Origin of the sequence: Sphingopyxis sp. (genome assembly GCF_019459305.1) — a bacterium.
Classification (GTDB): Bacteria; Pseudomonadota; Alphaproteobacteria; order Sphingomonadales; family Sphingomonadaceae; genus Sphingopyxis.
The window spans coordinates 1-21,475 of the sequence record NZ_JAIBES010000132.1 but is presented as its reverse complement, the minus strand read 5'-3'; the positions used below and the strand labels follow the sequence as shown (position 1 = coordinate 21,475).

The window sequence follows — 21,475 nt, the reverse complement described above, 5'->3', positions numbered from 1 at the left end:
GTGAACCAGGCCGTTCTCCAGTTGCCACGCACCGTATTCGGTGAAGGAGCACTTGCAGTCTTGCGGAAGGAGTTACGGCTTCTGGGTCTGGCGCGCCCCCTTGTCGTTACTGACCGCGGCATCGTTGCCGCGGGACTGCTGGAAAGACTCGCGGCGGCGCTTGACGGTGTCGATCATGCCATTTTCGACGGCGTGACTGAAAACAACGTCTTCGGCGATGTCGACGCGGGAGCGGTGGCCTATCAAGCGAGCGCGTGCGACTGTGTTCTTGGTTTCGGGGGCGGGTCCGTTCTCGACACGGCGAAGTGCATCGCTGTCGTCGTGGCCACCGGCGAGAACATTGCGTCCTTTGCTCTCCATCCCGAGCGCGAGATCGGGTGCGCCGTGCCGATCATAGCGATCCCGACCACCGCAGGTACGGGCAGCGATGCGGATATCTACGCAGGCATCCATCCGGACAGCAAGAGCGCCGGCGTTGGCATCGCGTCTTACCAGGTCATGCCGAAGCTTACGGTGCTCGCTCCCGAACTCACCAGCACGCTTCCGCCTCGCATCACCGCCGCGACCGGGATCGATGCCTTGTCGCATTGCGTCGAGGGCTTTCTTTCGAAGGACGATGTACCATTCGCTAAACTGATCGCGCTCGATGGTCTGCGACGAGGTGTCAGTGCGCTTCGTACGGTCATGAAAGACCCGGGAGACCTTGTCGCGCGATCGGAAATGCTGCTGGCGAGCTATGCCGGAGGCATCGCGATGAGCATGGGGACGGGGCCTGCGCATGCCCTTGCGCTCACTTGTAGTGACCAGGGGTTTCCGCACGGGATACTGAGCGGGATCGGCGTGGTCGTGACGGTGGACCAGGTGCTGGAGAAAAGGCGCGGAGACAAATGTCTGCTGTGCGCCGCATTCGGGATCAATCCGGATGATTCTCTGGGAGACGCTTTTGCCGGGCTCATGAAGGAGGTCGGGCTCCCCATCAGTCTCGCGGCGCTCGGATACCGGAGCGAGGATGTACCCGGGCTGGCTAGCGCGGCGCATGCCCACTTCCTGAATGGTTTCGCCCATTATCCCCCTTCGCGGGACGATTACGAGCGGATGCTATATTCATCGCTGGCACTGGTTGACTGATGCAATATTCAGCAGACTTATTCGCAAGGCCGGATACATCAATTTGCTCGCTGGCGCGGCATGGCCCAGCAGATGAGGCTGAAAATCAATTGATCGGGTGAGCCGGATCGGAAGCGTCGGCGTGAGAGGACATTGGTAATGGAAATAACGCTTGAGCTTGCGCGTCAGAAGGCAGGCGAACTCGGGAAGCCCAAGACATTTGGCCAGTTCATCGGCGGGGAATGGATCGCGGGCGATAGCGGAAAGACGATCGCTCTCGAAAATCCGGCGACCCGGCAACTCGTCGGATACATCCAGGACGGCAATGCGACAGACGTCAACCGGGCTGTCGAGGCCGCCGCCGCCGCCTTCCCGAAATGGGCCCTTTCGGCTCCTGCGCAGCGGCAGAACATTCTTCGTGCGCTGGCGCAGCGCATTCGTGAACGGCATTTCGACTATGCGTTGCTGGAATCGCTCAACAATGGCAAACCGATAACCGACGCCTTCACCCACGATATCGTCGGGGCGATGGGGCATTTCGAATTCTTCGCCGGAGCAGCATTCTACCCGCACGGTTCGACAGCCGATTTCGCCGATGCGACGATGCTCGTACATCGCGAGCCGATCGGCGTGGCCGCGCAGATCATTCCCTGGAACGTCCCCCTGCTGATGGCTGCGTTCAAGCTGGCTCCGGCGCTGGCCGCGGGGTGTACGGTGGTGCTCAAGCCCGCTGAGATCGCGTGCCTTTCGGTAATGCAGTTCATCGAGGATATCGCGGATATCGTCCCGCCCGGTGTGATCAACGTGATCACGGGCTACGGGCCAGTCATCGGCGAACCGCTCGTGACCCATCCAAAGGTCCGCAAGGTGACTTTCACCGGTTCGCGCCCGACGGCCCAGAAGATCATCGGTTATGCGGCGAAGAATGTGATCCCGCAGACCATGGAGCTCGGCGGAAAGTCGGCCAATATCGTTTGCGAAGACGCGAACATCGACGCGGCCGCGCAATCCGCCGTGGTCACCAACATCTTCAACAAGGGCGAGGTATGCTCGGCAGGGACCCGCGTTTTCGTCCATGAAAAGGTCGAGGATCAGTTCCTCGAATCCTTCCGACGCCAGCTACAGGCCGTGGTCCAGGGAGATCCGCTCGACCCGGCGACCCAGCTCGGGGCCATGGCGTCGAAGATCCAGTACGACAAGGTCAATGGCTATTTCGACCTCGCGCGTGATGAGGGCGTCGACATACCGATGGGCGGCAAGCCGGCCAGCGTCACCGGCCTCGAGGACGGGTTATTCATCGAGCCGACGATCTTCTCGGGCGTCAGGAACGATATGCGCGTGGCGCAGGAGGAGATTTTCGGTCCCGTCACATCGGTTATCCGCTGGAACGACGAGGCGGAAATGCTTCGGCAGGCCAATGATACCGAGTATGGTCTCGCCGGCGGCATCTGGACCAGCAACCTCACCCGGGCGCATCGGATAGCGCGCGGTCTTGAAACAGGCATGATCTGGGTCAACCGGTACTACAACTTCAAGCCTGGAATGCCTCTTGGCGGGTACAAGCAGAGCGGTTTCGGACGGGAAGGCTGTCTTGAGACGATCGATCACTATACGCTATCGAAGGCGGTGGTCATCAATCTCGAAGAGCCGCATTCAAACTACGCTGTGCGGGCACCCGCGCCCAATTCGGAGAGCTGATGGCCGGGGTTTGGCCGCCGCACGCAGCTCCGCCTTGTTCGCGGGGCAACCCTCACTATTCGCTGTCGAGGACGTCATGAACCCGGACGTGCGCGCAATAGCCAGGCAGAGGGGCGAGCCTGGCTTTGACGAAGCGGTGCTCGCGACCAGTTTCGGCGAAGAGGATCCCGGTATCCGGCCCCACGCGCTGGTCAAAGCGCGATCGGCAGACGATGTCTCGCAGGCTGTACTCTGGGCCCGCGACCGGAACTGGCGGGTCGCATGCTGTTCCGGGGGGCATGCATGGTCGCAGAATCACATTCGCGACAGTGGTCTGCTTATCGACCTCTCCGCACTTGACGAGATCGCGATCGACCCGGCCGGGCGCAGCGCCGTGGTTGGTCCCGGCTGTATTTCGGGTGACCTTGACGCTGCCCTCTCGCCGCATGGTTTGTTCTTCCCTGTGGCGCATGCTTTCACCGTGGGCATGGGCGGATTCCTCCTTCAGGGCGGGTTCGGCTGGAACAGCCGTATGGTGGGCCTTGGCTGCGACAACGTAACCGGAGCCGACGTTGTGCTGGCCGATGGAACGCTGATTCATGCAAGCCGCTCACAGAACGAAGATGTTTTCTGGGCGCTGCGGGGAAGCGGGACTGGCTTTTTCGGCATCGTCACAAAGTTTTATCTCGCACTGCACGAAAGGCCTGGTTTTACGGGCATCAAGATGCAGGTCTTCCGGCTGAAGCATCTGGAAAAGGTCATCCGATGGGCGCATGAAATCGGCCCGCAAATCTCATCGCAGGTCGAATTCCAGATAGTCGTCAACCGGAAGGCCTTCGGTATTTTCAGCCACGGGGTCGAGGTCGTCACACCGGTATTCGCCGAAAGCAGGGCCGAGGCGAAGGAGCTGGTCGCGTTCATCGACAAAGGCCCCCTGCGGCCCGCCGCCAGTCTTACGCTACCCCTGATTGGCGCGCCCCTCGGCAACATCATGAAAGTGGCTGAGAAGGTCATTTTTCCAACCGGAACCCGCTGGCATGCGGACAATGTCTGGCTCGACGGACCGGTCGAGCAGGTCATTCCGGTGCTTCAGGAAACTGCGGCAAACCAGCCGGGTGCGCCAAGTCACATTCTCTGGCTGAACTGGAATCCCGCGCCGGGAACGCGCGATGCCATGGCCTTCTCGATAGAGGCGCGGACCTATCTCGCGCTTTATGGCGGCCTTCGCGGGAAAAAATGGCAGCCTTCGGATCGTGACTGGGCGACGAAAGCCGCAGAAGCTCTCATGCTTCACAGCGCGGGATCGCAGCTCGCCGACGAAAACCTGCGCCGTCGCCCTGCCAGAGTAATGTCTGAGTCCAATCTGGCGCGCCTCGAAACCCTGCGCGCGAAATACGATCCCGCGCGCCGCTTTTTCAGCTTCGGCGGAAACTGAAAGCCAGGACAGCCGTGCCGCCCGGATGAAGGAGTTCGAATTGACTGTTATCAGACTTCAGGAGAGCGGCGTGATCGCCGCTGACGCCGATACGGCCTGGCAAGTACTCCGGGACTTCACCTCCGCCGCTCGATGGGCCGGTGAGATCGTCTCTTGCGTGATGGAGGGTGGTGCGGGCGTCAGTGAGGTGGGGGCAATCCGACGCATGACCTTCGATACCGGAGCCGTTGCACGAGAACGGCTGCTGGCCTTGTCGGATCGCGAACGCTTTTTTGAATATGAGCTGCTTCCCCCGGAGGAACTTCCCTTCGAAGGGTATCTCGGGAAAATGCAGGTGCTGCCGCTTTCAGGCGGCAGGAGCGTTGTTATCTGGTCGAGCAGCCTCACCGCAACCGGAGGTAATCCCGGGGAAGCCGGTCAGTTTCTGTCGCGTGCCTATCAGGCGGGCATCGCCGCGCTGGGCGTTCACCTTTCGCGTGATTGACGCAGGAGGGAAGACCGGTGCCGGCGGCGACAGCCGCTGATGTCCAGATGCATTCTGAATGACGTTGAGGCCTGATCACGGAGCGGGGAGGTGCCCATGGCATCAGAATCGAAAAGAACGGCGGTTGTCACGGGGGGCTCCCGCGGAATCGGGCGTGCGGTAGCCGAACGGCTGGCCGCAGAAGGCTATGATATCGCTGTCGCCTTTCATTCGAACGAGGCTGCCGCGCAGGAGGTGGCTGATGCCGTCAGGCAGGCCGGCGGATCGGCCATTTCCGTGCGCTGTGACGTCGCCTCCAGTGACGATGTCAGCAACCTGTTCGACACGGCGGAAGAGGCATTTGGCAGGCTGGACGTGACAGTAAATTGCGCGGGCGACATGATGGTTGGCCCGCTCGTGGAGTTCGACCCCGAAACCTTCGATCGCCTCGTTGCGGTGAACATCCGGGGGGCCTTTCTCGTCTCGCAGCAAGCCGCGAGGCGCACGCGCCCCGGCGGCGCGATCATCAACATCTCGACCGCTGCGGAAAGGCAGGCCATTCCCGGATACGGGCCCTATGCCATGACTAAGGGCGCCGTCGAAGCGTTGACGCTCATTCTGGCGCGGGAATTGAACGGGCGCGACATTACCGTCAACACCGTCGCACCCGGTCCCACGGAAACCGATCTCTTCCTGCGCGGTAAGGACGAGGATCTCGTGCGGAAGATTGCCGGGCTCAATCCCTTCGGCCGGCTGGGCAAGCCGGACGAGATTGCAGAGGTGATCGCTTTCCTCGCGAGCGGGACGCGATGGGTCAGCGGGCAGACAATCTTCGTGAACGGGGGCATGAATTAACGCCCGGGTCTCATGAATTTTTATCCCGGATTTATTCGATTGCTGAATTTTGAGCATCGTACAGGTCAATTTGGCTTGGGCATGCGCTTTCGGCATCTGCGAACCCGAGCTGGAAAGACGCAAACGATCGTGCGCTGAGCAGATCAGAAAGCCCTTTCCTCGGACATGCAGGCGGTTGCGGACATCCGGTCGACCTGGAAGCAAAAGGAGTACGCCATGAAGACCCGCGCCGCCGTTGCCTTTAAAGCGAAAAAGCCGCTCGAAATCGTCGAACTCGATCTGGAAGGGCCCAAGACCGGTGAAGTGCTGGTTGAAATCATGGCGACCGGCATCTGCCACACCGATGCCTACACGCTCGATGGATTGGACAGCGAGGGCATCTTCCCCAGCGTGCTGGGCCACGAAGGCGCAGGCATCGTGCGCGAAGTCGGACCGGGTGTCACCAGCGTCAAGCCGGGCGATCACGTGATCCCGCTTTACACCCCGGAATGCCGCCAGTGTAAGTCGTGCCTCAGCGGCAAGACCAACCTGTGCACCGCGATCCGCGCGACACAGGGCAAGGGGCTGATGCCCGACGGCACCACGCGCTTCAGCTATAAGGGCCAGTCGATCTACCACTACATGGGCTGTTCGACCTTCAGCAAATTCACCGTGCTGCCCGAAATCGCGGTCGCGAAAATCCGTGAGGATGCACCGTTTCAGAGCGCCTGCTACATCGGTTGCGGCGTCACCACCGGGGTCGGCGCTGTCACCAACACCGCCAAGGTGCAGGTCGGAGACAACGTCGTGGTCTTCGGCCTTGGCGGGATCGGTTTGAACGTCATTCAGGGCGCGCGGCTGGCGAGCGCGAACCTCATCATCGGGGTAGATATCAACCCCGATCGCGAAGAGTGGGGCCGCCGTTTCGGCATGACCCACTTCCTCAACTCCAAGGGGCTGAGCCGCGAGGAGACCGTCGCCAAGGTGGTCGAAATGACCGATGGCGGCGCGGATTACACCTTCGATGCCACCGGTAACACCGAAGTGATGCGCACCGCCTTGGAAGCCTGCCACCGCGGCTGGGGCACCAGCATCATCATCGGCGTGGCCGAAGCGGGCAAGGAAATCGCCACCCGCCCGTTCCAACTGGTGACGGGCCGCAACTGGCGCGGCACCGCGTTCGGCGGGGCCAAGGGCCGCACCGATGTGCCCCGGATCGTCGACATGTACATGACCGGCAAGATCCAGATCGACCCGATGATCACCCACGTCATGGGGCTGGAGGAGATCAACACCGCCTTCGACCTGATGCACGAAGGCAAGTCGATCCGTAGCGTCGTGGTGTTCTGATGCCGACGATCACGGTAACACAGCGTTCCGGCCAAACGCAGGATGTGGCGATCCCGGCGGGGGTCAGCTTGATGGAAGGATTGCGCGATGCGGGCTTCGATGAGATCCTCGCCCTGTGCGGCGGATGCTGCGCCTGTGCGACCTGCCATGTTCATGTCGCAGAGGAATGGGTTCCGAGGCTTCCAGTCCTGAGCGAAGATGAGGACGATGTGCTCGACGGCTCCGGGCACCGGAACCGGCAGTCGCGTTTGTCCTGCCAGATCGTAATCACAGACGTCCTCGATGGGCTGCAGGTGCGTATCGCGCAGGAAGACTGACCCACAATGTCGCGCAAAGCTCCCGAGCTCCATGCCGATAGCGAAGCCACGGCGTATGGCGGCGTTCTGGGCGTTTATACCCACGCCTCGACGCAAACAGGTACTGAGATGACATTCTCTGCCTAAGTTCCGGAGCTCGAAGCGGGCGAGACAATGCCGGTGCTCTGGTATCTGTCGGGCCTGACCTGCTCACATGCGAACGTGACGGAAAAAGGGTGAATTTCGACGGGCCTGCGCCGATCATCGGCTGATCTTTGTCGCGCCGGATACGAGCCCGCGCGGCCAGGATGTGCCGGACCTTGAACGCTACAATTTCGGGACAGGAGCCGGTTTCTATGTCGATGCGGCTCGTGAGCCCTGGGCGCAGCATTATCGCATGAGGAGTTATGTCGAGCAGGAATTGCCCGCAGTGCTGGCTCACAACTTTCCCGCAGACATATCGAGGCAGTCGATCATGGGGCATTCGACGGGAGGTCATGGCGCATTGACGATCGGCCTCCGCAAACCTGATCGCTTCAGGTCAATCAGCGCGTACAGTCCCGTCGTGGCACGAAAGTGCCCTGGGGCATGAAAGCTTTCGAAAGATATCTCGGTAAGGATGCGGGTGCCTGGCGAGAATAAGATGCGGTGGCGCTGATCGAAGACGGAGCGAGGCATGAACGTCTCCTCGTCGATCAGGGCACGGCCGACCGGTTCCTCGAACAACAGTTCAGGACAGGCGCGCTGGCGATCGCGTGTGCGAGGGCGGGAATGAGCCCGGAAATATGCATGCGGGAGGGTTACGACCACTCCTACTATTTCATTTCAGCCGTCATGGCGGATCACGTTTCATGGCGCGCGAATTGGCTGCGATGAGTTGTGCCGACGTTCTGATCGTCGAGGCCGGTCATGCAGGCGCCCATGCCGCGATCGAGTTGCGCCGGAAGGGCTATCAGGTCTCTATTGTCCTACTTTCCGCGGAAAACGAGCTCCCTTACGAGAGGCTTCCGCTCTCCAAGTCCTACCTCGCCGGCGAAACCAGTTTGCCCAAGATGCTCCTTCGCCCCGAAAGCTTTTGGGGCGAGAAGCAAATCGACTTGCAGCTCGGTGCAGAAGTCGTCGCGATTGATGCATCAGGCAAGACGGCCCGCCCGCGGGACGGAGATTCCATCGCATTGAAATCCATGATCTGGGCTGCCGGCGGTGCCGCGCGCAGAGTTGGTGGAGCGCTTTCGGGCATGTCAGAAAGCTATGTCATCCGGTGCCGGGCCGATTTCGACCGTTTGCGGAGCGACCTCGGCGCAAACACTCCGGGGGTCGCGATCATAGGCGCAGGATACATCGGTCTGGAGGCCGCTGCGGTGCTGAGCGAACGCGGATGCAGGGTCTCGGTGATCGAGGTACAGGATCGTCCGCTGGCGCGCGTGGCCGGCGAGGAGATCGCAGCCTTTTATCAGCAAGAGCACGAGGCACGCGGAGTGGCTTTCCATTTCGGCGTACAGGTTGGGGGCGCTGACAAGGTAGCGAACGGCCTTTGCGCCTTACGGCTGTTGAGCGGCGCTCGCGTGCAATGCGATCTGGTCATCGAAGGCATTGGTATCGTTCCCGCCATCGGTCCGCTGTGCGAGGCAGGCGCAGCAGGCGAAAACGGAATCAGAGCTGACGATCACTGCCGTACTTCGCTGCCGGACGTCTATGCGAACGGAGATTGTGCCGAACATCACAATCGCTTCGCTGGCGGCATGATCTTGCGCCTCGAAAGCGTTCAGAACACTGTCGATATGGCTGCGGCGGCAGCTGCAAACATCTGGAGGAAACCGCGTCGTATAGGGCTTTGCCTTGGTTCTGGTCCAACCAGTATGATCTCAGACTTCAGACTATAGGGCTGTCAGTCGGGCACGCTTTTTCCGGCGGCAGCATGCGCCGGAGTCAGGCAAATTAAAGCTTCTTCAGAAGGCGCTTCTCTGTTCGCTTGCCTGCTGTTCGATAGGCTGTGACCTCGAGCTCAACTTTATAATCGTCTGATCCAAGCGGCGTACATAACAGGGTCACGGCAGGATCAATTCCCTCAAAGCGACTCGTAACAAAGTTCATCACCGGAAAAAGGTCATCTCTGTTGGGGATGTGGGCGACATAACGGACGATATCCGCCAGACCACTGCCGAGCTCAGCAAGAGATTTCTCGATCTTATCGATTGCAAACCTCGCTTGCTGAACGGGATCCGGCGGAAATGTGCCCGTTGCAGGGTCTATCCCGGCTGTGTTGGACATGAAAATCCAGTTGTCGAGGACTACCGCTCGCGAGTAATTGTGATTGATTTCATAATACCCGCCAGTGCTGAATTTGGTGATCTCACCTTCCGGTGGAAGCGGTCCTTCGGTTCCTGTCCCCTTCGACTCCTGCGCGTGGCCATTTGTAGATATCACCGCCGCCGCTCCGACAGCTCCTGCCAGCCCGGTCAGAACGCGGCGTCTGTCAGCAAGATTGTGAGTCATTCGATTTTACCTTTCACGATATCATGGCCGAAAATATGTTCCGCCATATCCATCAGCTGCCCGACCTGATTGCTTCACCGAGGTCTGCTCAGAAAGTCACATTGACACCTACAGCGATACGGCGACCAAGCGCGTCGTAAGTCGAGGGGAAGGTGTTCGCCTGGTTGAACGAGGGATTGCGGGGCCCGATATTGGCGCCGACAAATGGAGGATCTCGATCGAAGAGGTTTTGCACGGTCGCAAGGAAGGTGAAGCGATCGCGCAGTTCAAATCTCGCCGTCAGATCGAAAAGATCGTAGGCGGAAATCCTGTCGTATCCGCAACACGCCAAACCACCCGTGGCGACAGACAGAGGCTCCTGTTCCATTGATCCAAGGTGCCGCCAGAGCAGGGAAAGAGAAACGTCATCGTAGACAAGCGTCGTTCTCTGGGTCCAGGAGATTTTCGGCTGCAGCGAGCCGCAGGACACACTGTAATAGCCAGCACAGTCCCGGTTCACCGAACCGGAGGTTGCCTGATACCGGGCATACGAAGTCCAGTTACCGTTAAAACTCAGATTGAGGTCGACCGCCCCGATGCTGCGTCGATAATTGACGCCGACATCGATACCCGCCGTCTCATATTTTCCGGCATTCGTCAGCGGAGTCGGTACACCAGGCACGCCGTCGCTGCCCAGAAGCGACCCATCGACCGGATTTCGTCTTATTTGCGTGCATTCGGGACTGGCAGCACTGGAGCCCGTCAGGTTATTGAAGCACTGCCCGTATACTTCAGCGGCGCTGGGCGCGGATATCGCGTCGACGATTCTGATATGATAATAGTCGACTGTCGCTGAAAAACCGTCGAGCCAGATTGACGGCTCCACGACCAACCCCACGGTATAACTGTCGGAATTTTCGGGGCTGAGGTTCGGGTTTCCGCCAGAGGTGTTATTGGCCAGACCGGAGGTCAGTTCGGGAATGAAGCCAATGGCACTTTCGGGGGCGCCCTGGGCCAGGCACACAGCGCGCAAAATGACATCAGTTGTCGGAGCGGCACCGGCACATCTGTCGGAATTGAGTGACGAGAGAGTTCGCTGTGAAGGACTGAAGAGTTCACCAAAGTTGGGCGCGCGGACGGCCCTCTGGTAGCCCCCCCTGAACCTGAGTCCCCTCACTGGCGAATATTCGCCACCTATTTTCCATGTTGTGGTGTTGAAGGTTGGAGAATCCGGCGCAAAGATCTCGTAGCTGGAGTAGCGGATCCCGCCATTCAGCAGCAGATTTTCGATGCCTGGCCTGTCTTGGATGACAGGAATACTGATTTCGCTGAAACCCTCCACCACATCGTAGCGGCCACTGATTGGCAGGATAGCCCCGGTATTACCACCGAGATCACCACTGCTTGATAGTTCGTCTCCGGCCTGCAAAGCGGTGTAGCTCCGATACTCCGCGCCGAAAGCGAAGTCGATCATATCAGATGCCCAGGGCAGGCTGGTCCCGAAATCTCCGTTGATGACTCCGCGGATCTGACCAAGCGATGTTTTCACGAATGAACTGCTGTCCGCAGTCAGATATTGCGCCATCTCAGGCGTGATGCTGCCCTCGTCACCGAAGACGTTGACCGGCACGCAGCCGGAATTCCCGCTCAGGCAGCTATCGGGATTTGTCGCGAGCAGCGCATTGGCAAGACGCGAGATCCGTATATAGCCTTCGACATTCTGAGTGTTCGTGCTTTCGCCATACGCACCGCTCACGTCGAACGAGACGCTGTCGGAAATTGCTCCGCGAAGGCCGGCGCGCGCATCGAATTGATCCGTCGTGAAGTCGAAAATGCGAGGTCCCACTTCGACGGCGCGTCGGAAGAGGTTGGTCCTTATAGTCCGGTAGTTCGGGTCTGACTCGCTGCTTGCTGAACTCGCGGCTGTGCACTGTGCCGGGTTCAGGGTCAGTGCCGAGCATATCTGGTCGCGCGCGGCGATCGGCAGATAGGGGTTGCTCAAAGGAATGACGAAGGTGCTGCCAAAGCTCCCGGAGGGTGCCTGAACCGATGTAACGACGTTGTGCGAATACATCCCCCGCATGTAGAAGGTGACATCATCGGTGACGTCGTAATGTGTCGCACCGTAGACGTTGTATCGTTCGAAGGGTGTCTGCAGCAGATTCAGCGTATTAAAATTGTAAGGTCGATAGGCCGGGACTAATGCACCGCTCCCGGCATCCACCTGCAGGCCGCTGAGAGGAGTACCTGCAATCGAAATAATCGACGGTACGCCCGAACTTGATCCGATCTCTCGACCCGTGAATGAGTTGACATTGAACAGGGAAAAGTCGCGATCGCTCTGAAAAATCGGATCAGATTTCTGATAGCCCAGCGAGAGAACTGCATTACCTCTGTCATCGGCAAAATCGGCTCCCAAAGTAACGTCGATCCGATGATAGGCTCCGTCACCCTTCTGCGTGATCTGGCTGCTCGCCGCAATCTCCGCCCCAACGAAGTCCTTTCGTGTGATGAAATTCACCACGCCTGAAATAGCGTCCGCCCCATATGTGGTCGATGCGCCTCCGGTCAGTACCTCTGTCCGTTCAATCAGAGCCAGCGGAATGTTATTCAGATCGGTAACGCTGGTCAGATCAGAAGGGACGACACGATTTCCGTCGAGCAGAACAAGATTGCGGTTTGACCCAAGGCCCCGGAGGTTAACGGTCGATGTTCCCGTCACGCCAACATTGTTGACAGCAGTGCCTATGCCGGCAACCGCGCCCGGCAAATCACGCAGCAGGTCCTGCGCTGTGTTGGCCTGACGCTGGTTTGCTTCATCGGCATTGAGCACCAGGACCGGAGCCTGGCCCTCCGATGCGGGATTTCTGAGCAGTGACCCGGTGACAACAATCTCGTTGCTGTTCGCATTCTCGCTGTCAGCAGAGTCTGCCATGGGCAAGGAAATTTCAGAATCTGAGGTCGGCGAGTGCGGCTCGACTGCCTGAGCAACAACAGGGGCTCCAAAACCTGCCATAGAAGACGCAATAATCGGACTGATAAAGCGAAAATTCCTAAGATTACTTTTCATACTTTCCCCTGTATTCTGAATTTTCTTTCCAATTGTCTTGTATTGCTAATCTAGCTTGCAGGTGTGCGTTTGTGCTCGAGCTTTGCGTAATCTTCAAATCAATGAATCACGTATCAATCATTCATCGGATGAATTTTATTCTAGGGGCAGGGCCCATTGATTTGAGCAGGCCGCTGTGATTCAGGCTCACTGCGAGGGCCTGAATGATGAGTGATTTGTATTGGCTGACGGACGGTCAGATCGCGCGTCTTCAGCCCTATTTTCCGAAGAGCCATGGCCGCGAGCGCGTCGGCGACGGGCGGGTTTTGAGCGGCATCATCTTCGTCAATCGCAATGGGCTGAGGTGGCGCGATGCTCCGAGAGAATACGGCCCGGAAAAGACGCTCTACAAGCGCTGGAAGCGGTGGAGCGACAAAGGCATCTTCATCCGCATAATGGAGGGACGGCGACACCTCAGGCTCCCGAACGCAAGACGATCATGATCGACGCGACCTATCTCAAGGCTCACCGCACGGCTTCCAGCCTGCGGGTAAAAAAGGGGTCCGGGACGCCTGATCGGGCGCACGAAGGGCGGCATGGACACCAAGCTGCATGCTGTGGAGGCGGTTCCGCGCCTGCGCCGATCGCCGATGCGAATGGCCGTCGCATCAGTTTCTTCATGACCGCTCGCCAAGTCAGCGATTACACTGGCGCGGCCGCTTTGCATGGCAGTCTGCCCAAAGCGCAATGGATGCTGGCCGACCGAGGCTATGATGCCGACTGGTTCCGTGACGCCTTGCAGGAAAAGGGGATCACGCCCTGCATCCTGGGCCGGCAAATACGGAACAGGGCCGTAAAATACGACAAGCGGCGCTAAAAACGCCGCAATCGCATCGAGATCATGTTCGGTCGTCTCAAAGACTGGCGGCGCGTCGCCACGCGCTACGATCGGTGTCCGAAGGCCATCTTCTCCGCCGTAGCCCTCGCCACTACCGTCATCTTCTGGCTCTGATCAATGAGTCCTGGCCCTAGCCAGGGATAGCTACATTGCCTTGAATGCGTCGCCGATACAAATGCTTGCGCAACCGTTGGTGGGCTTTAGGAGATGCGAGCACCAACCTTGATCCGTGGTAGCCCGGTGGTAGCCCAAAGAAAACGAGCGTTTTAGACGTCGAACGAGTCGTTACGTAAACCGTTGAAAATACTGGAAAAACTGGAGCGGGCGAAGGGATTCGAACCCTCGACCCCAACCTTGGCAAGGTTGTGCTCTACCCCTGAGCTACGCCCGCTCTGGCGGCTGAAACCGGTCGGTTCCAGCGGGTGAGGCGGGCGCTTAGCATCGGGTTTTTGAGTCGGCAACCCCTCTTCATGCATTTCGCATCTTATCGCGGGCGAAGGGTTGGCATATTCGCCGCAATTCCCACATAGATGACCTGGCATTTTTAAACAGGAGCATGACGCGTGGCCACTTTGGGTCTGAACCCCACCGAGAAGGAAGCCGTCGAAGCCTTCCGCCGCGACGTCGTCGAGCCGTCGATGACCAAATTGGTGATCCTCGATTTCTGGGCCGAATGGTGCGGGCCGTGCAAACAGCTGACCCCGATCCTGGAAAAGGTCGCCGCCGACTACGCTGAAAAGGGCGTACTGCTCGCCAAGATCGATGTCGATGCGAATCGCTTCATCGCCAGCCAGTTCCAAGTCCAGTCGATCCCGACCGTCTATGCGATTTTTCAGGGGCAGCCGGTCGCCAATCTGACCAACGCGCGAACCGAAAGCCAGTTGAAGACAACGCTCGACCAGCTGCTCGCGCAGCTGCCGATTGAAAGCGAGGCGAAGGCGCGCGCGGTCGAGATCGCGCCGCTGATCGAAATGGGCGAAACCGTGCTGGCCGAAGGCGACGGGACACGCGCAGCCGGCATTTTTGGGCAGATCATCGAGATGGCGCCCGACAACGCCGCGGCGCATGGCGGATTGATCCGCGCCTTTGTGCTCGCGGGCGACCTGACGAGCGCGCACGGTGCGCTCGACATGGTGCCCGCCGAACTCGCCGACGATCCCGCGATCGCGCAGGCAAAAAGTGCGCTCGCGCTCGCCGCCGACGCCCCCGACGCGGGTGAACTGGCCGCGTTCGAAGCCGCGGTCGCCGCCAATCCCGACGACCATCAGGCGCGCTTTGACTTGGCCAGCGCGCAGATCGGCGCGGGGCAGCGCGACGCCGCCGCCGACAATCTGCTCCACATCGTCGCCGCCGACCGCGAATGGCAGGAGGATAGCGCGCGCGCCAAATTGCTGGCGCTGTTCGAAGCCGTCGGGCTGGAAGATCCGTGGGTCGCGGCGCAGCGCCGTCGTCTGTCGCTGATCCTGTTCGGCTGATGAACGCCGAAGCGCCCCTGACCATCCAGCGGATCGCGATTTTTCCGCTGCCCGGCGCGGTGCTGTTTCCCGGGCTGCACCTTCCGCTGCATATTTTCGAGCCCCGCTATTCGGCGATGGTGCAGGAAGTGCTGGCGCGCGACCGTCAGATCGGAATGATCCAGCCGCGCCAGTTGCCCGGCGAAGAAAGCCGCGAGCCGCCCGCGCTTTATGATGTCGGCTGCGTCGGACGCATCGTCGATGTCGAGGCGCTCGACGACGGGCGCTTCAACCTCGTGCTTGAAGGCGTCGCGCGCTTTCGCGTCCGGCGCGAGCTCGATGTCGTCACCCCGTTTCGCCAGGTCGAAGCCGAGATCGAAACCGAGATCGAGGACGACGCGGTGCTTTCGAGCGTCGAACGCGCCAGCCTGGAGCGCGAGGCCAAGCGCTTTGCGGCGCGGCAGGGCTATGTCGTCGACTGGGATTCGGTTGGCCAGCTCGACGATGCGACGCTGGTCAACGGCATCGCGCAGGTCGCGCCCTTCGATGCCGCGGCGAAGCAGGCACTGCTGGAAGCGACCCCGATCGACGCGCGCGCTGAGCTGGTCGTCCAGCTGATGCAATTTTTCGGCCGCTATGACAGCGACGACGGGCGCGCGACGCTGCAATAGGCGGGTGCTCAGTTCAATTTGCGAGGCGCCGTACGGCGGACGATATGGCGGTCGCATTCGCGCAGCCGTTCCGCGGCGTCGTTCCCCCTGAGCTGATCGCGGACCAGCGCCTTTTCGGCGGCGAGGTGCGTCTCGATGCGATCATTGTCAACTCGCGAAGCTCGCAGCAGTGTGGTGCGACGGCGCGCTACCCATTCGCCGACCAGCCGGTCGGCGACGAGGCCCGCGAGGTCGTCGCCCGCTGCCTGTTCGGTCGCGGCTTTTGTGACGGGATCGATCAGCCAGTCGTCGGCCCCGTCGGCTTGCAGCGTATCGAGCGACAGCGTCGCAGTGACAAGCCCGCCGCCCCGCCGAACGCTGGTTGCCGTGGAGGCGGAAGCGCAGCTCCTGCAGCTTGGCGCGCAGCTGCCAGTTCACATAGGTCGTGATGCGCGCCAGCGCGGGATCATAGCGTTCGGCGGCGCGGTGGAGCGCGATGGCGCAGACCTGCGCCGCATCGTCGGTGACGTCGGCCAATCCATAGCTGCGCGTGAAGTAGCGGATGCGCGGCGCCACCAGCGCCGCCAGCCGCGCGAACGCCCGGTCGGCGACCACCCGCGCCCGCGCGTCCGGCGCCGCGCCGCGCGCGGTTCGCGCCTGGATATAGTCTGTCATCGCCGTTTTGAGCGCGTCGCTTTTCGCCGACATGGTCCGTCCCCATGGTGCTGCGGCGTTGGTGCCGCGGTGACGGGGATAGGGAAATAGATGAGCCGCGGGCTGATGAGGAGGTAGGTAGAAATACGTACAATCCCGTTCGAATCGAGCAAAGTCGAGATGCCCCTCGACGATGCGTAAGACCGCGAGGTGTCTTGACTTCGTTCGACACAAACGGGCTAAGAGGTTGCGTCTAGACCTCCGCCCCCGCGAGCAACCTTGGCAAATCGCCCGCCTCGCCGCGCGCCTCGTCCATGAAGAAGCGCTTGAGCATCGGCAGGCGCTGCACCGCTCCCAAGCCGGTGCGGCGCACCGCGGCGGCGGTGCGGCCGGGGATGCCGAACAGGCGGGTCAGCCCGTCGGTGGCGAGGCTGACCATCATATTGTCGAGCCCGCGCCAACGCTGATAGCGCGCGAGCAAGGCAGCATCGCCGAGGTCGAGCCCGAGACGTGCGCCCTCGACGAGCACTTCGGTCAGCGCCGCGACGTCGCGCAGGCCGAGGTTGAGTCCCTGCCCGGCGATCGGGTGGATGCCATGTGCGGCGTCGCCGACCAGCGCGATGCGCTCGGCGACGATCGACGCGCTGTGGTGGAAGCCGAGCGGATAGCTCATGCGCGGTGCGACGAGCTGCATCGCGCCAAGCACCCCGCCCGCGCGCTTCTGCAATTCGGCGACAAAGCCGCGGTCACCGAGCTTGGCGAAACCGGGACCGTCATTTTCGGCGACCGTCCACACGAACGCCGAGCGATGCCGTCCCTCGGTGTCATCGACCAGCGGCAGCAGCGCGAAGGGGCCGGAGGGGTAGAAGATTTCGTGCGCGACATTGTCGTGCGTCCGTTCATGCGACACCGCGCCGATCAGGGCATGGTGGTGGTACGACCAGTTGGCAATGCTGAAGCCTGCGGCGTCGCGCGTCGGCGAACGGCGGCCTTCCGCGACGATCAGCAGCGGGGCGACGAGCTTCGTACCGTCAGCGAGGGTCAGCGTGACGCCATGGCCATCGATATCGCGCGACACGACCGCGGCGGGCATATGCAGCCGGACCAGCGACGCATCGGCAAGCCCCGCGGCAAGCGCGAGGCGGAGCTGGCGGTTCTCGATCATCGTACCGAGCGGCGGGTCGCCGTCAGCGGTGACGAAATCGAGATTACCGCCGCGGCCGCTGTCGGGGGCGCCGTCGGCGACCTGAATGGCGCGGATCGGACAGCCGTGACCCTTGAGCCGCTCGGCGATCCCCAGTACTTCGAACATCTGCCAAGTCGCGCTGGCGATCGCCGACGCGCGGCCATCGAAGCCCGGCGCGATCGTCGTGACCGGGTCGGCGGGATCGACGATCTGGACCGACAGACCATGGTGCGACAGGGCCAGGGCGAGCGCCTGGCCGACGAGGCCGCCCCCCGAGATCAGGACATCGCTGCGCAGGGTTTCACTCATGAACCTGCCCTAGCGCGCCGCGGCGCGCTTGGAAAGGCTGTGGACGCGCGCTGCCCCGCGCTTGACGGCGAGTCCGGCGCATGTGCATATCGCCGTGGTTAACTGATAGGAACCGCAAACAGCATGGCCAGCCGCAAGGGCGCACCGGCAAAGGCCGATTGGCGCACCGTTTTCCGCCAGAGCATCGCGCGATCGCTGGTGATCAGCGCCGCGGCGGCGCTCGCGCTGTTCACGCTGTTCCTGACCCTCGCGCTTGTCACCTATGACAGCACCGATGCCGCGCTCAACACCGCCGCGCACGGCGCCGCCGCCAACTGGATGGGCAGCGCGGGCGCGTGGTTCGCCGATCTCGGCCTGTCAATCGGCGGCGTCGGGATTGCCTTGCTGCTACCGCTGCTCGGCTTGCTCGCGTGGCGGCTGTGGCTAGGCGCGCCGCAACCCTATTGGCTGCGCCAGCTCGCCTACAGCTTCATCGGCATTCTGCTCGTCGGGCTGGGCGTCGAGCTGTGGGCGCCCGCGACGAGCGCACCGATGCCCGCAGGCTGGGGTGGCATCATCGCGCTGCTGATCGGCGGCGCGATCACGCCGCTGTTTGCGACGGCGGGCGAACCCGCGGCGGCGCTGATTCGCATTGCCACCATCCTGCTACTCGTCACCATCGGCCTGTGGCTCGCGTGGCGCGCGCTGCGGCTGGAAAAGGGATGGGCGTCGCGCTTCCGCTTGCCCGCCGCCGAGCGCCGCCGCATCGCCGAGCCGGCGCGCGCCGCCGACGAGAGTGGCAGGGCGCCGAACCTGATGGAGCGCGTCGTGCGCCCGCGCGCGATCGCCGAACCCAGCGACCGCGCGCCGCCAGAGATCGCGGACCCCGCGCAGCGCACCGTGCCGTCGAAGCCCCGGCCCAAGCCGCAGACCGAGCTGTTCACCAATTATCAGCTGCCGTCGATCGACCTGCTCGCGCCGCCGCCGCCGGGACCGACCGGCCAGATCGACAAGGCCGGGCTGGAGCGCAACGCGCGCCTGCTCGAATCGGTGCTAGAGGATTTTCAGGTCAAGGGCGTTGTCACCGCGGTCCGCCCCGGCCCCGTCGTCACCATGTACGAACTCGAACCCGCGCCGGGGACGAAGGCGAGCCGCGTGTCGAACCTCGCCGATGACATCGCGCGCAACATGTCGGCGCTGTCGGCACGCATCGCGCCGATTCCGGGCCGCACCGTGATCGGCATCGAACTGCCCAACGCGAACCGCGAGTCGGTGGTGCTGCACGAAATCATCGGCAGTGCCTTGTTCCAGGACCAGACCGGGGCGCTGCCGATCATTCTCGGCAAGAATATCAGCGGCGACCCGATGATCGCCGATCTCGCGCCGATGCCGCACCTGCTGATCGCGGGTACCACCGGCTCGGGTAAGTCGGTCGGGCTCAATGCGATGATCCTGTCGTTGCTCTATCGCCTTGGCCCCGACCAGGTGAAGATGATCATGATCGACCCCAAGATGCTGGAGCTCAGCGTCTATGACGATATTCCGCATTTGCTCGCCCCGGTGGTGACCGAACCGAAAAAGGCGATCCGCGCCTTGAAATGGGCGGTCGAGCAGATGGAAGACCGCTACCGGATGATGTCGTCGCTGTCGGTGCGCAACCTCGCAAGCTACAACGACAAGGTCCGCGGCGCGCTCGCCAAGGGCAAGTCGCTCGGCCGCCGCGTCCAGACCGGCTACGACCCTGACACCGGCCAGCCGGTCTATGAGGAAGAGGCGCTCGACTATGCGCCGCTGCCGCAGATCGTGATCGTCGTCGACGAGCTCGCCGACCTGATGATGACCGCGGGCAAGGAGGTCGAATTTCTGATCCAGCGGCTAGCGCAAAAGGCGCGCGCGGCGGGCATCCACCTGATCCTCGCGACACAGCGCCCGTCGGTCGACGTCATCACCGGCGTGATCAAGGCGAACCTGCCGACGCGCATCAGCTTTAACGTTACGTCGAAGATCGACAGCCGCACCATTTTGGGCGAGGCGGGTGCCGAACAGCTGCTTGGCAAGGGCGATATGCTCTATGTCCCCGGCGGCAAGCAGATCACGCGTATTCATGGCCCGTTCGTGTCCGACGACGAAGTGCGCGCGGTCGCCGATCATTGGCGCGGGCAGGGCCGCCCCGACTATATTGAGAGCGTCACCGAGGATCCCGAGGATGGCGGCTTTGCGATGGAGGGCGCTCCCGCGGGCGGCGACAGCGCCGAGGACCGCATGTATGCGAAAGCCTGCCAGATCGTCGTCGAAAGCCAGAAGGCGTCGACCAGCTGGCTGCAACGCCAGCTGCGCATCGGGTACAACAGCGCCGCGCGGCTGATCGAGCGGATGGAGGAGGAAGGGCTGGTCAGTCCGCCCAACCATGTCGGCCGCCGCGATGTGCTGACCGATCAATATGGCCAACAGCGGTGAGGAACCTTCGCCCGTCTCGCGGTTTGAACGGCGTCTGACGAGCAGGTTCACGGCGGGTTCAATGCCCGCCTGCGATGAGCCGAGCGAACATAGAACAGAATGAGAGTCCCATGACCCTGAAGTATTCCCTCACCCGCCTTGCCGCCTGGACGCTGACGCCATTGACCGTCGCCGGGCTCGCGATCGGCGTTCCTGCCGTCGCGCAGTCGTCGAACACCCTCGCGGCGGTGCAGTCGCATCTCAAATCGACCGGGTCGATGACCGCCGATTTCGTCCAGACCGACCGCAACGGCCAGCGCCTGTCGGGCAAGCTGACGCTCAAACGCCCCGGCAAAATTCGGTTTCAATATCAGAAGGACGTCCCGCTGCTGATCGTCGGCGACGGGAGTTCACTGACGATGATCGATTATGAGGTGCGGCAGGTGCAGCGCTGGCCGGTGAAGAATTCACCGCTCGGCGCGCTGCTCGACCCCGATCGCGACCTGACCAAATATGCCAAGGTCATCCCCACCGGCAGCAACGATGTGCTGAGCGTCGAGGTCAAGGATACCAAACGCCCCGAATATGGCACGATCACGATGGTGTTCGTGCGCGATAGTGGCGCGCCCGCCGGACTGCGTCTGCGCGGCTGGGTCGCGCTCGATTCGCAGAACAACCGGACGCGGATCGACCTCAGTAACCAGAAATTCAACGTCGCGGTCGCCGATTCGGCGTTCCGCTGGACCGATCCTCGCCCGAACAAACGCGGTCGCTGACCGAGGCTGAACGAAAAATTCGGGCCGGTGCGTTTTCTTGCAAAACTCCCCGGTCTTTTTCCGCCGAACCGTCGCCCAGCATCGACGAACTGCAAAATCGGCGCTGTGCCGCCGTTTTTCGTTCAGCTTGGCGACAGGGACGCGGGGCTATTTCAACTCTCGAAGACGCCAACACGGCCCCGGATTTGGGTTTCCCCCTGTTGCCCCACCCGGATTGCCCGGTGTCTTCATTCAAGAGCGTGACGAACGCTGACCTTGAACCCCCGTTCCACCGCCCCTGGGACGGGGGTTTATGATTCTCGGCGCTGGCACACCCAAGCATCCTCGTTGCGCCCCCCCCGCCGGGCCCCGATAGCCCCCCCCATGCACCCACCCCCCAAGCGGAGGGGGATATAAAAAGCGGACCCCCCCCCCGACGCGAAGGGGGAAAAATAAAGGTCTAAAGAA

19 protein-coding genes, 1 tRNA gene and 1 pseudogene are annotated in these 21,475 nt (G+C 61.7%); 16 read left to right on the top strand and 5 right to left on the bottom strand.

The features are described 5' to 3' along the window. The 10 genes and pseudogenes from K0M74_RS15655 to K0M74_RS19895 all read left to right on the top strand — a co-directional run bounded on the left by K0M74_RS15655 (window position 1) and on the right by K0M74_RS19895 (window position 9,104). The gene (locus K0M74_RS15655; RefSeq protein ID WP_293974503.1) at window positions 1–1,128 is read left to right on the top strand and encodes an iron-containing alcohol dehydrogenase; all 1,128 of its coding nucleotides are present in this window, start codon (window positions 1–3) and stop codon (window positions 1,126–1,128) included. Window positions 1,129–1,266: 138 nt separating this feature from the next. Further along, window positions 1,267–2,805 (top strand): aldehyde dehydrogenase family protein, encoded by a 1,539-nt coding sequence (locus K0M74_RS15650; protein ID WP_293974500.1) that lies wholly within the window; start codon window positions 1,267–1,269, stop codon window positions 2,803–2,805. Window positions 2,806–2,881: 76 nt separating this feature from the next. Beyond that, window positions 2,882–4,219, top strand: a complete 1,338-nt coding sequence (locus K0M74_RS15645; protein ID WP_293974497.1) for an FAD-binding oxidoreductase — start codon at window positions 2,882–2,884, stop codon at window positions 4,217–4,219. 25 nt (window positions 4,220–4,244) lie between these two features. Then, entirely contained in the window at window positions 4,245–4,703 is a 459-nt protein-coding gene (locus K0M74_RS15640) for an SRPBCC family protein (RefSeq protein WP_293974494.1), read from the top strand. A 96-nt stretch (window positions 4,704–4,799) separates the two neighbouring features. After that, window positions 4,800–5,537 (top strand): SDR family oxidoreductase, encoded by a 738-nt coding sequence (locus K0M74_RS15635; protein ID WP_293974491.1) that lies wholly within the window; start codon window positions 4,800–4,802, stop codon window positions 5,535–5,537. 216 nt (window positions 5,538–5,753) lie between these two features. Then, a complete protein-coding gene (locus tag K0M74_RS15630) occupies window positions 5,754–6,866 on the top strand; it encodes an S-(hydroxymethyl)glutathione dehydrogenase/class III alcohol dehydrogenase (protein WP_293974571.1) in 1,113 nt (370 codons plus the stop codon). After that, on the top strand, window positions 6,866–7,183 hold the full coding sequence (locus K0M74_RS15625; protein ID WP_293974489.1) for a 2Fe-2S iron-sulfur cluster-binding protein: 318 nt from the start codon (window positions 6,866–6,868) through the stop codon (window positions 7,181–7,183). The genes K0M74_RS15630 and K0M74_RS15625 overlap by 1 nt, the downstream gene beginning before the upstream one ends. A 6-nt stretch (window positions 7,184–7,189) precedes the next feature. Continuing rightward, window positions 7,190–8,038 (top strand): annotated as a pseudogene (gene fghA, locus K0M74_RS15620) (S-formylglutathione hydrolase). Beyond that, window positions 8,014–9,045, top strand: a complete 1,032-nt coding sequence (locus tag K0M74_RS15615) for an FAD-dependent oxidoreductase (protein ID WP_293974487.1) — start codon at window positions 8,014–8,016, stop codon at window positions 9,043–9,045. Before fghA ends, K0M74_RS15615 begins: the two are co-directional and overlap by 25 nt. Next, a complete protein-coding gene (locus K0M74_RS19895; RefSeq protein ID WP_366932681.1) occupies window positions 8,997–9,104 on the top strand; it encodes an oxidoreductase C-terminal domain-containing protein in 108 nt (35 codons plus the stop codon). The genes K0M74_RS15615 and K0M74_RS19895 overlap by 49 nt, the downstream gene beginning before the upstream one ends. Here K0M74_RS19895 and K0M74_RS15610 read toward each other — a convergent pair. Then, entirely contained in the window at window positions 9,101–9,658 is a 558-nt protein-coding gene (locus K0M74_RS15610; RefSeq protein WP_293974485.1) for a Rid family hydrolase, read from the bottom strand. The genes K0M74_RS19895 and K0M74_RS15610 overlap by 4 nt on opposite strands. An 88-nt stretch (window positions 9,659–9,746) precedes the next feature. Beyond that, window positions 9,747–12,707 carry a TonB-dependent siderophore receptor gene (locus K0M74_RS15605; protein WP_293974483.1) on the bottom strand — a complete coding sequence of 987 codons (2,961 nt, stop codon included), beginning with the start codon at window positions 12,705–12,707 and terminating at the stop codon, window positions 9,747–9,749. Between the two features lie 203 nt (window positions 12,708–12,910). Between K0M74_RS15605 and K0M74_RS15600 the strand changes: the two genes are divergently transcribed. Both K0M74_RS15600 and K0M74_RS15595 read left to right on the top strand, forming a co-directional pair. Further along, a complete protein-coding gene (locus K0M74_RS15600) occupies window positions 12,911–13,189 on the top strand; it encodes a transposase (RefSeq protein WP_293974480.1) in 279 nt (92 codons plus the stop codon). Further along, entirely contained in the window at window positions 13,186–13,563 is a 378-nt protein-coding gene (locus K0M74_RS15595; RefSeq protein WP_293974477.1) for a transposase, read from the top strand. The genes K0M74_RS15600 and K0M74_RS15595 overlap by 4 nt, the downstream gene beginning before the upstream one ends. A 337-nt stretch (window positions 13,564–13,900) precedes the next feature. Here the strand turns inward: K0M74_RS15595 and K0M74_RS15590 are convergent. Next, window positions 13,901–13,975, bottom strand: a tRNA-Gly gene (locus tag K0M74_RS15590). A 172-nt stretch (window positions 13,976–14,147) separates the two neighbouring features. Between K0M74_RS15590 and K0M74_RS15585 the strand changes: the two genes are divergently transcribed. Both K0M74_RS15585 and K0M74_RS15580 read left to right on the top strand, forming a co-directional pair. Further along, window positions 14,148–15,059, top strand: a complete 912-nt coding sequence (locus K0M74_RS15585) for a tetratricopeptide repeat protein (RefSeq protein WP_293974474.1) — start codon at window positions 14,148–14,150, stop codon at window positions 15,057–15,059. After that, window positions 15,059–15,709, top strand: a complete 651-nt coding sequence (locus K0M74_RS15580; RefSeq protein WP_293974471.1) for an LON peptidase substrate-binding domain-containing protein — start codon at window positions 15,059–15,061, stop codon at window positions 15,707–15,709. The genes K0M74_RS15585 and K0M74_RS15580 overlap by 1 nt, the downstream gene beginning before the upstream one ends. A 147-nt stretch (window positions 15,710–15,856) precedes the next feature. On the opposite strand, the gene K0M74_RS15575 is transcribed toward K0M74_RS15580, so the two are convergent. After that, complete coding sequence (locus K0M74_RS15575) at window positions 15,857–16,396, bottom strand: hypothetical protein (protein ID WP_293974468.1); 540 nt, start codon at window positions 16,394–16,396, stop codon at window positions 15,857–15,859. A 199-nt stretch (window positions 16,397–16,595) separates the two neighbouring features. Continuing rightward, window positions 16,596–17,837, bottom strand: coding sequence for an FAD-dependent monooxygenase (locus K0M74_RS15570; protein ID WP_293974463.1), 1,242 nt, complete (start codon window positions 17,835–17,837; stop codon window positions 16,596–16,598). 123 nt (window positions 17,838–17,960) lie between these two features. Here K0M74_RS15570 and K0M74_RS15565 point away from each other — a divergent pair, with 123 nt between their 5' ends. Continuing rightward, complete coding sequence (locus K0M74_RS15565) at window positions 17,961–20,273, top strand: DNA translocase FtsK 4TM domain-containing protein (RefSeq protein ID WP_293974460.1); 2,313 nt, start codon at window positions 17,961–17,963, stop codon at window positions 20,271–20,273. 110 nt (window positions 20,274–20,383) lie between these two features. Next, window positions 20,384–21,028 carry an outer membrane lipoprotein carrier protein LolA gene (locus tag K0M74_RS15560; RefSeq protein WP_293974457.1) on the top strand — a complete coding sequence of 215 codons (645 nt, stop codon included), beginning with the start codon at window positions 20,384–20,386 and terminating at the stop codon, window positions 21,026–21,028. The last annotated feature ends 447 nt before the right edge of the window (window positions 21,029–21,475 follow it).

Bases quoted from the DNA above. Each gene is read 5' to 3' on its own strand.
- K0M74_RS15650 (WP_293974500.1), top strand. From the start codon at position 1,267: ATGGAAATAACGCTTGAGCTTGCGCGTCAGAAGGCAGGCGAACTCGGG.
- K0M74_RS15645 (WP_293974497.1), top strand. From the start codon at position 2,882: ATGAACCCGGACGTGCGCGCAATAGCCAGGCAGAGGGGCGAGCCTGGC.
- K0M74_RS15640 (WP_293974494.1), top strand. From the start codon at position 4,245: ATGAAGGAGTTCGAATTGACTGTTATCAGACTTCAGGAGAGCGGCGTG.
- K0M74_RS15635 (WP_293974491.1), top strand. From the start codon at position 4,800: ATGGCATCAGAATCGAAAAGAACGGCGGTTGTCACGGGGGGCTCCCGC.
- K0M74_RS15630 (WP_293974571.1), top strand. From the start codon at position 5,754: ATGAAGACCCGCGCCGCCGTTGCCTTTAAAGCGAAAAAGCCGCTCGAA.
- K0M74_RS15625 (WP_293974489.1), top strand. From the start codon at position 6,866: ATGCCGACGATCACGGTAACACAGCGTTCCGGCCAAACGCAGGATGTG.
- K0M74_RS15615 (WP_293974487.1), top strand. From the start codon at position 8,014: ATGGCGCGCGAATTGGCTGCGATGAGTTGTGCCGACGTTCTGATCGTC.
- K0M74_RS15610 (WP_293974485.1), bottom strand. From the start codon at position 9,658: ATGACTCACAATCTTGCTGACAGACGCCGCGTTCTGACCGGGCTGGCA.
- K0M74_RS15605 (WP_293974483.1), bottom strand. From the start codon at position 12,707: ATGAAAAGTAATCTTAGGAATTTTCGCTTTATCAGTCCGATTATTGCG.
- K0M74_RS15600 (WP_293974480.1), top strand. From the start codon at position 12,911: ATGATGAGTGATTTGTATTGGCTGACGGACGGTCAGATCGCGCGTCTT.
- K0M74_RS15595 (WP_293974477.1), top strand. From the start codon at position 13,186: ATGATCGACGCGACCTATCTCAAGGCTCACCGCACGGCTTCCAGCCTG.
- K0M74_RS15580 (WP_293974471.1), top strand. From the start codon at position 15,059: ATGAACGCCGAAGCGCCCCTGACCATCCAGCGGATCGCGATTTTTCCG.
- K0M74_RS15575 (WP_293974468.1), bottom strand. From the start codon at position 16,396: ATGTCGGCGAAAAGCGACGCGCTCAAAACGGCGATGACAGACTATATC.
- K0M74_RS15570 (WP_293974463.1), bottom strand. From the start codon at position 17,837: ATGAGTGAAACCCTGCGCAGCGATGTCCTGATCTCGGGGGGCGGCCTC.
- K0M74_RS15565 (WP_293974460.1), top strand. From the start codon at position 17,961: ATGGCCAGCCGCAAGGGCGCACCGGCAAAGGCCGATTGGCGCACCGTT.
- K0M74_RS15560 (WP_293974457.1), top strand. From the start codon at position 20,384: ATGACCCTGAAGTATTCCCTCACCCGCCTTGCCGCCTGGACGCTGACG.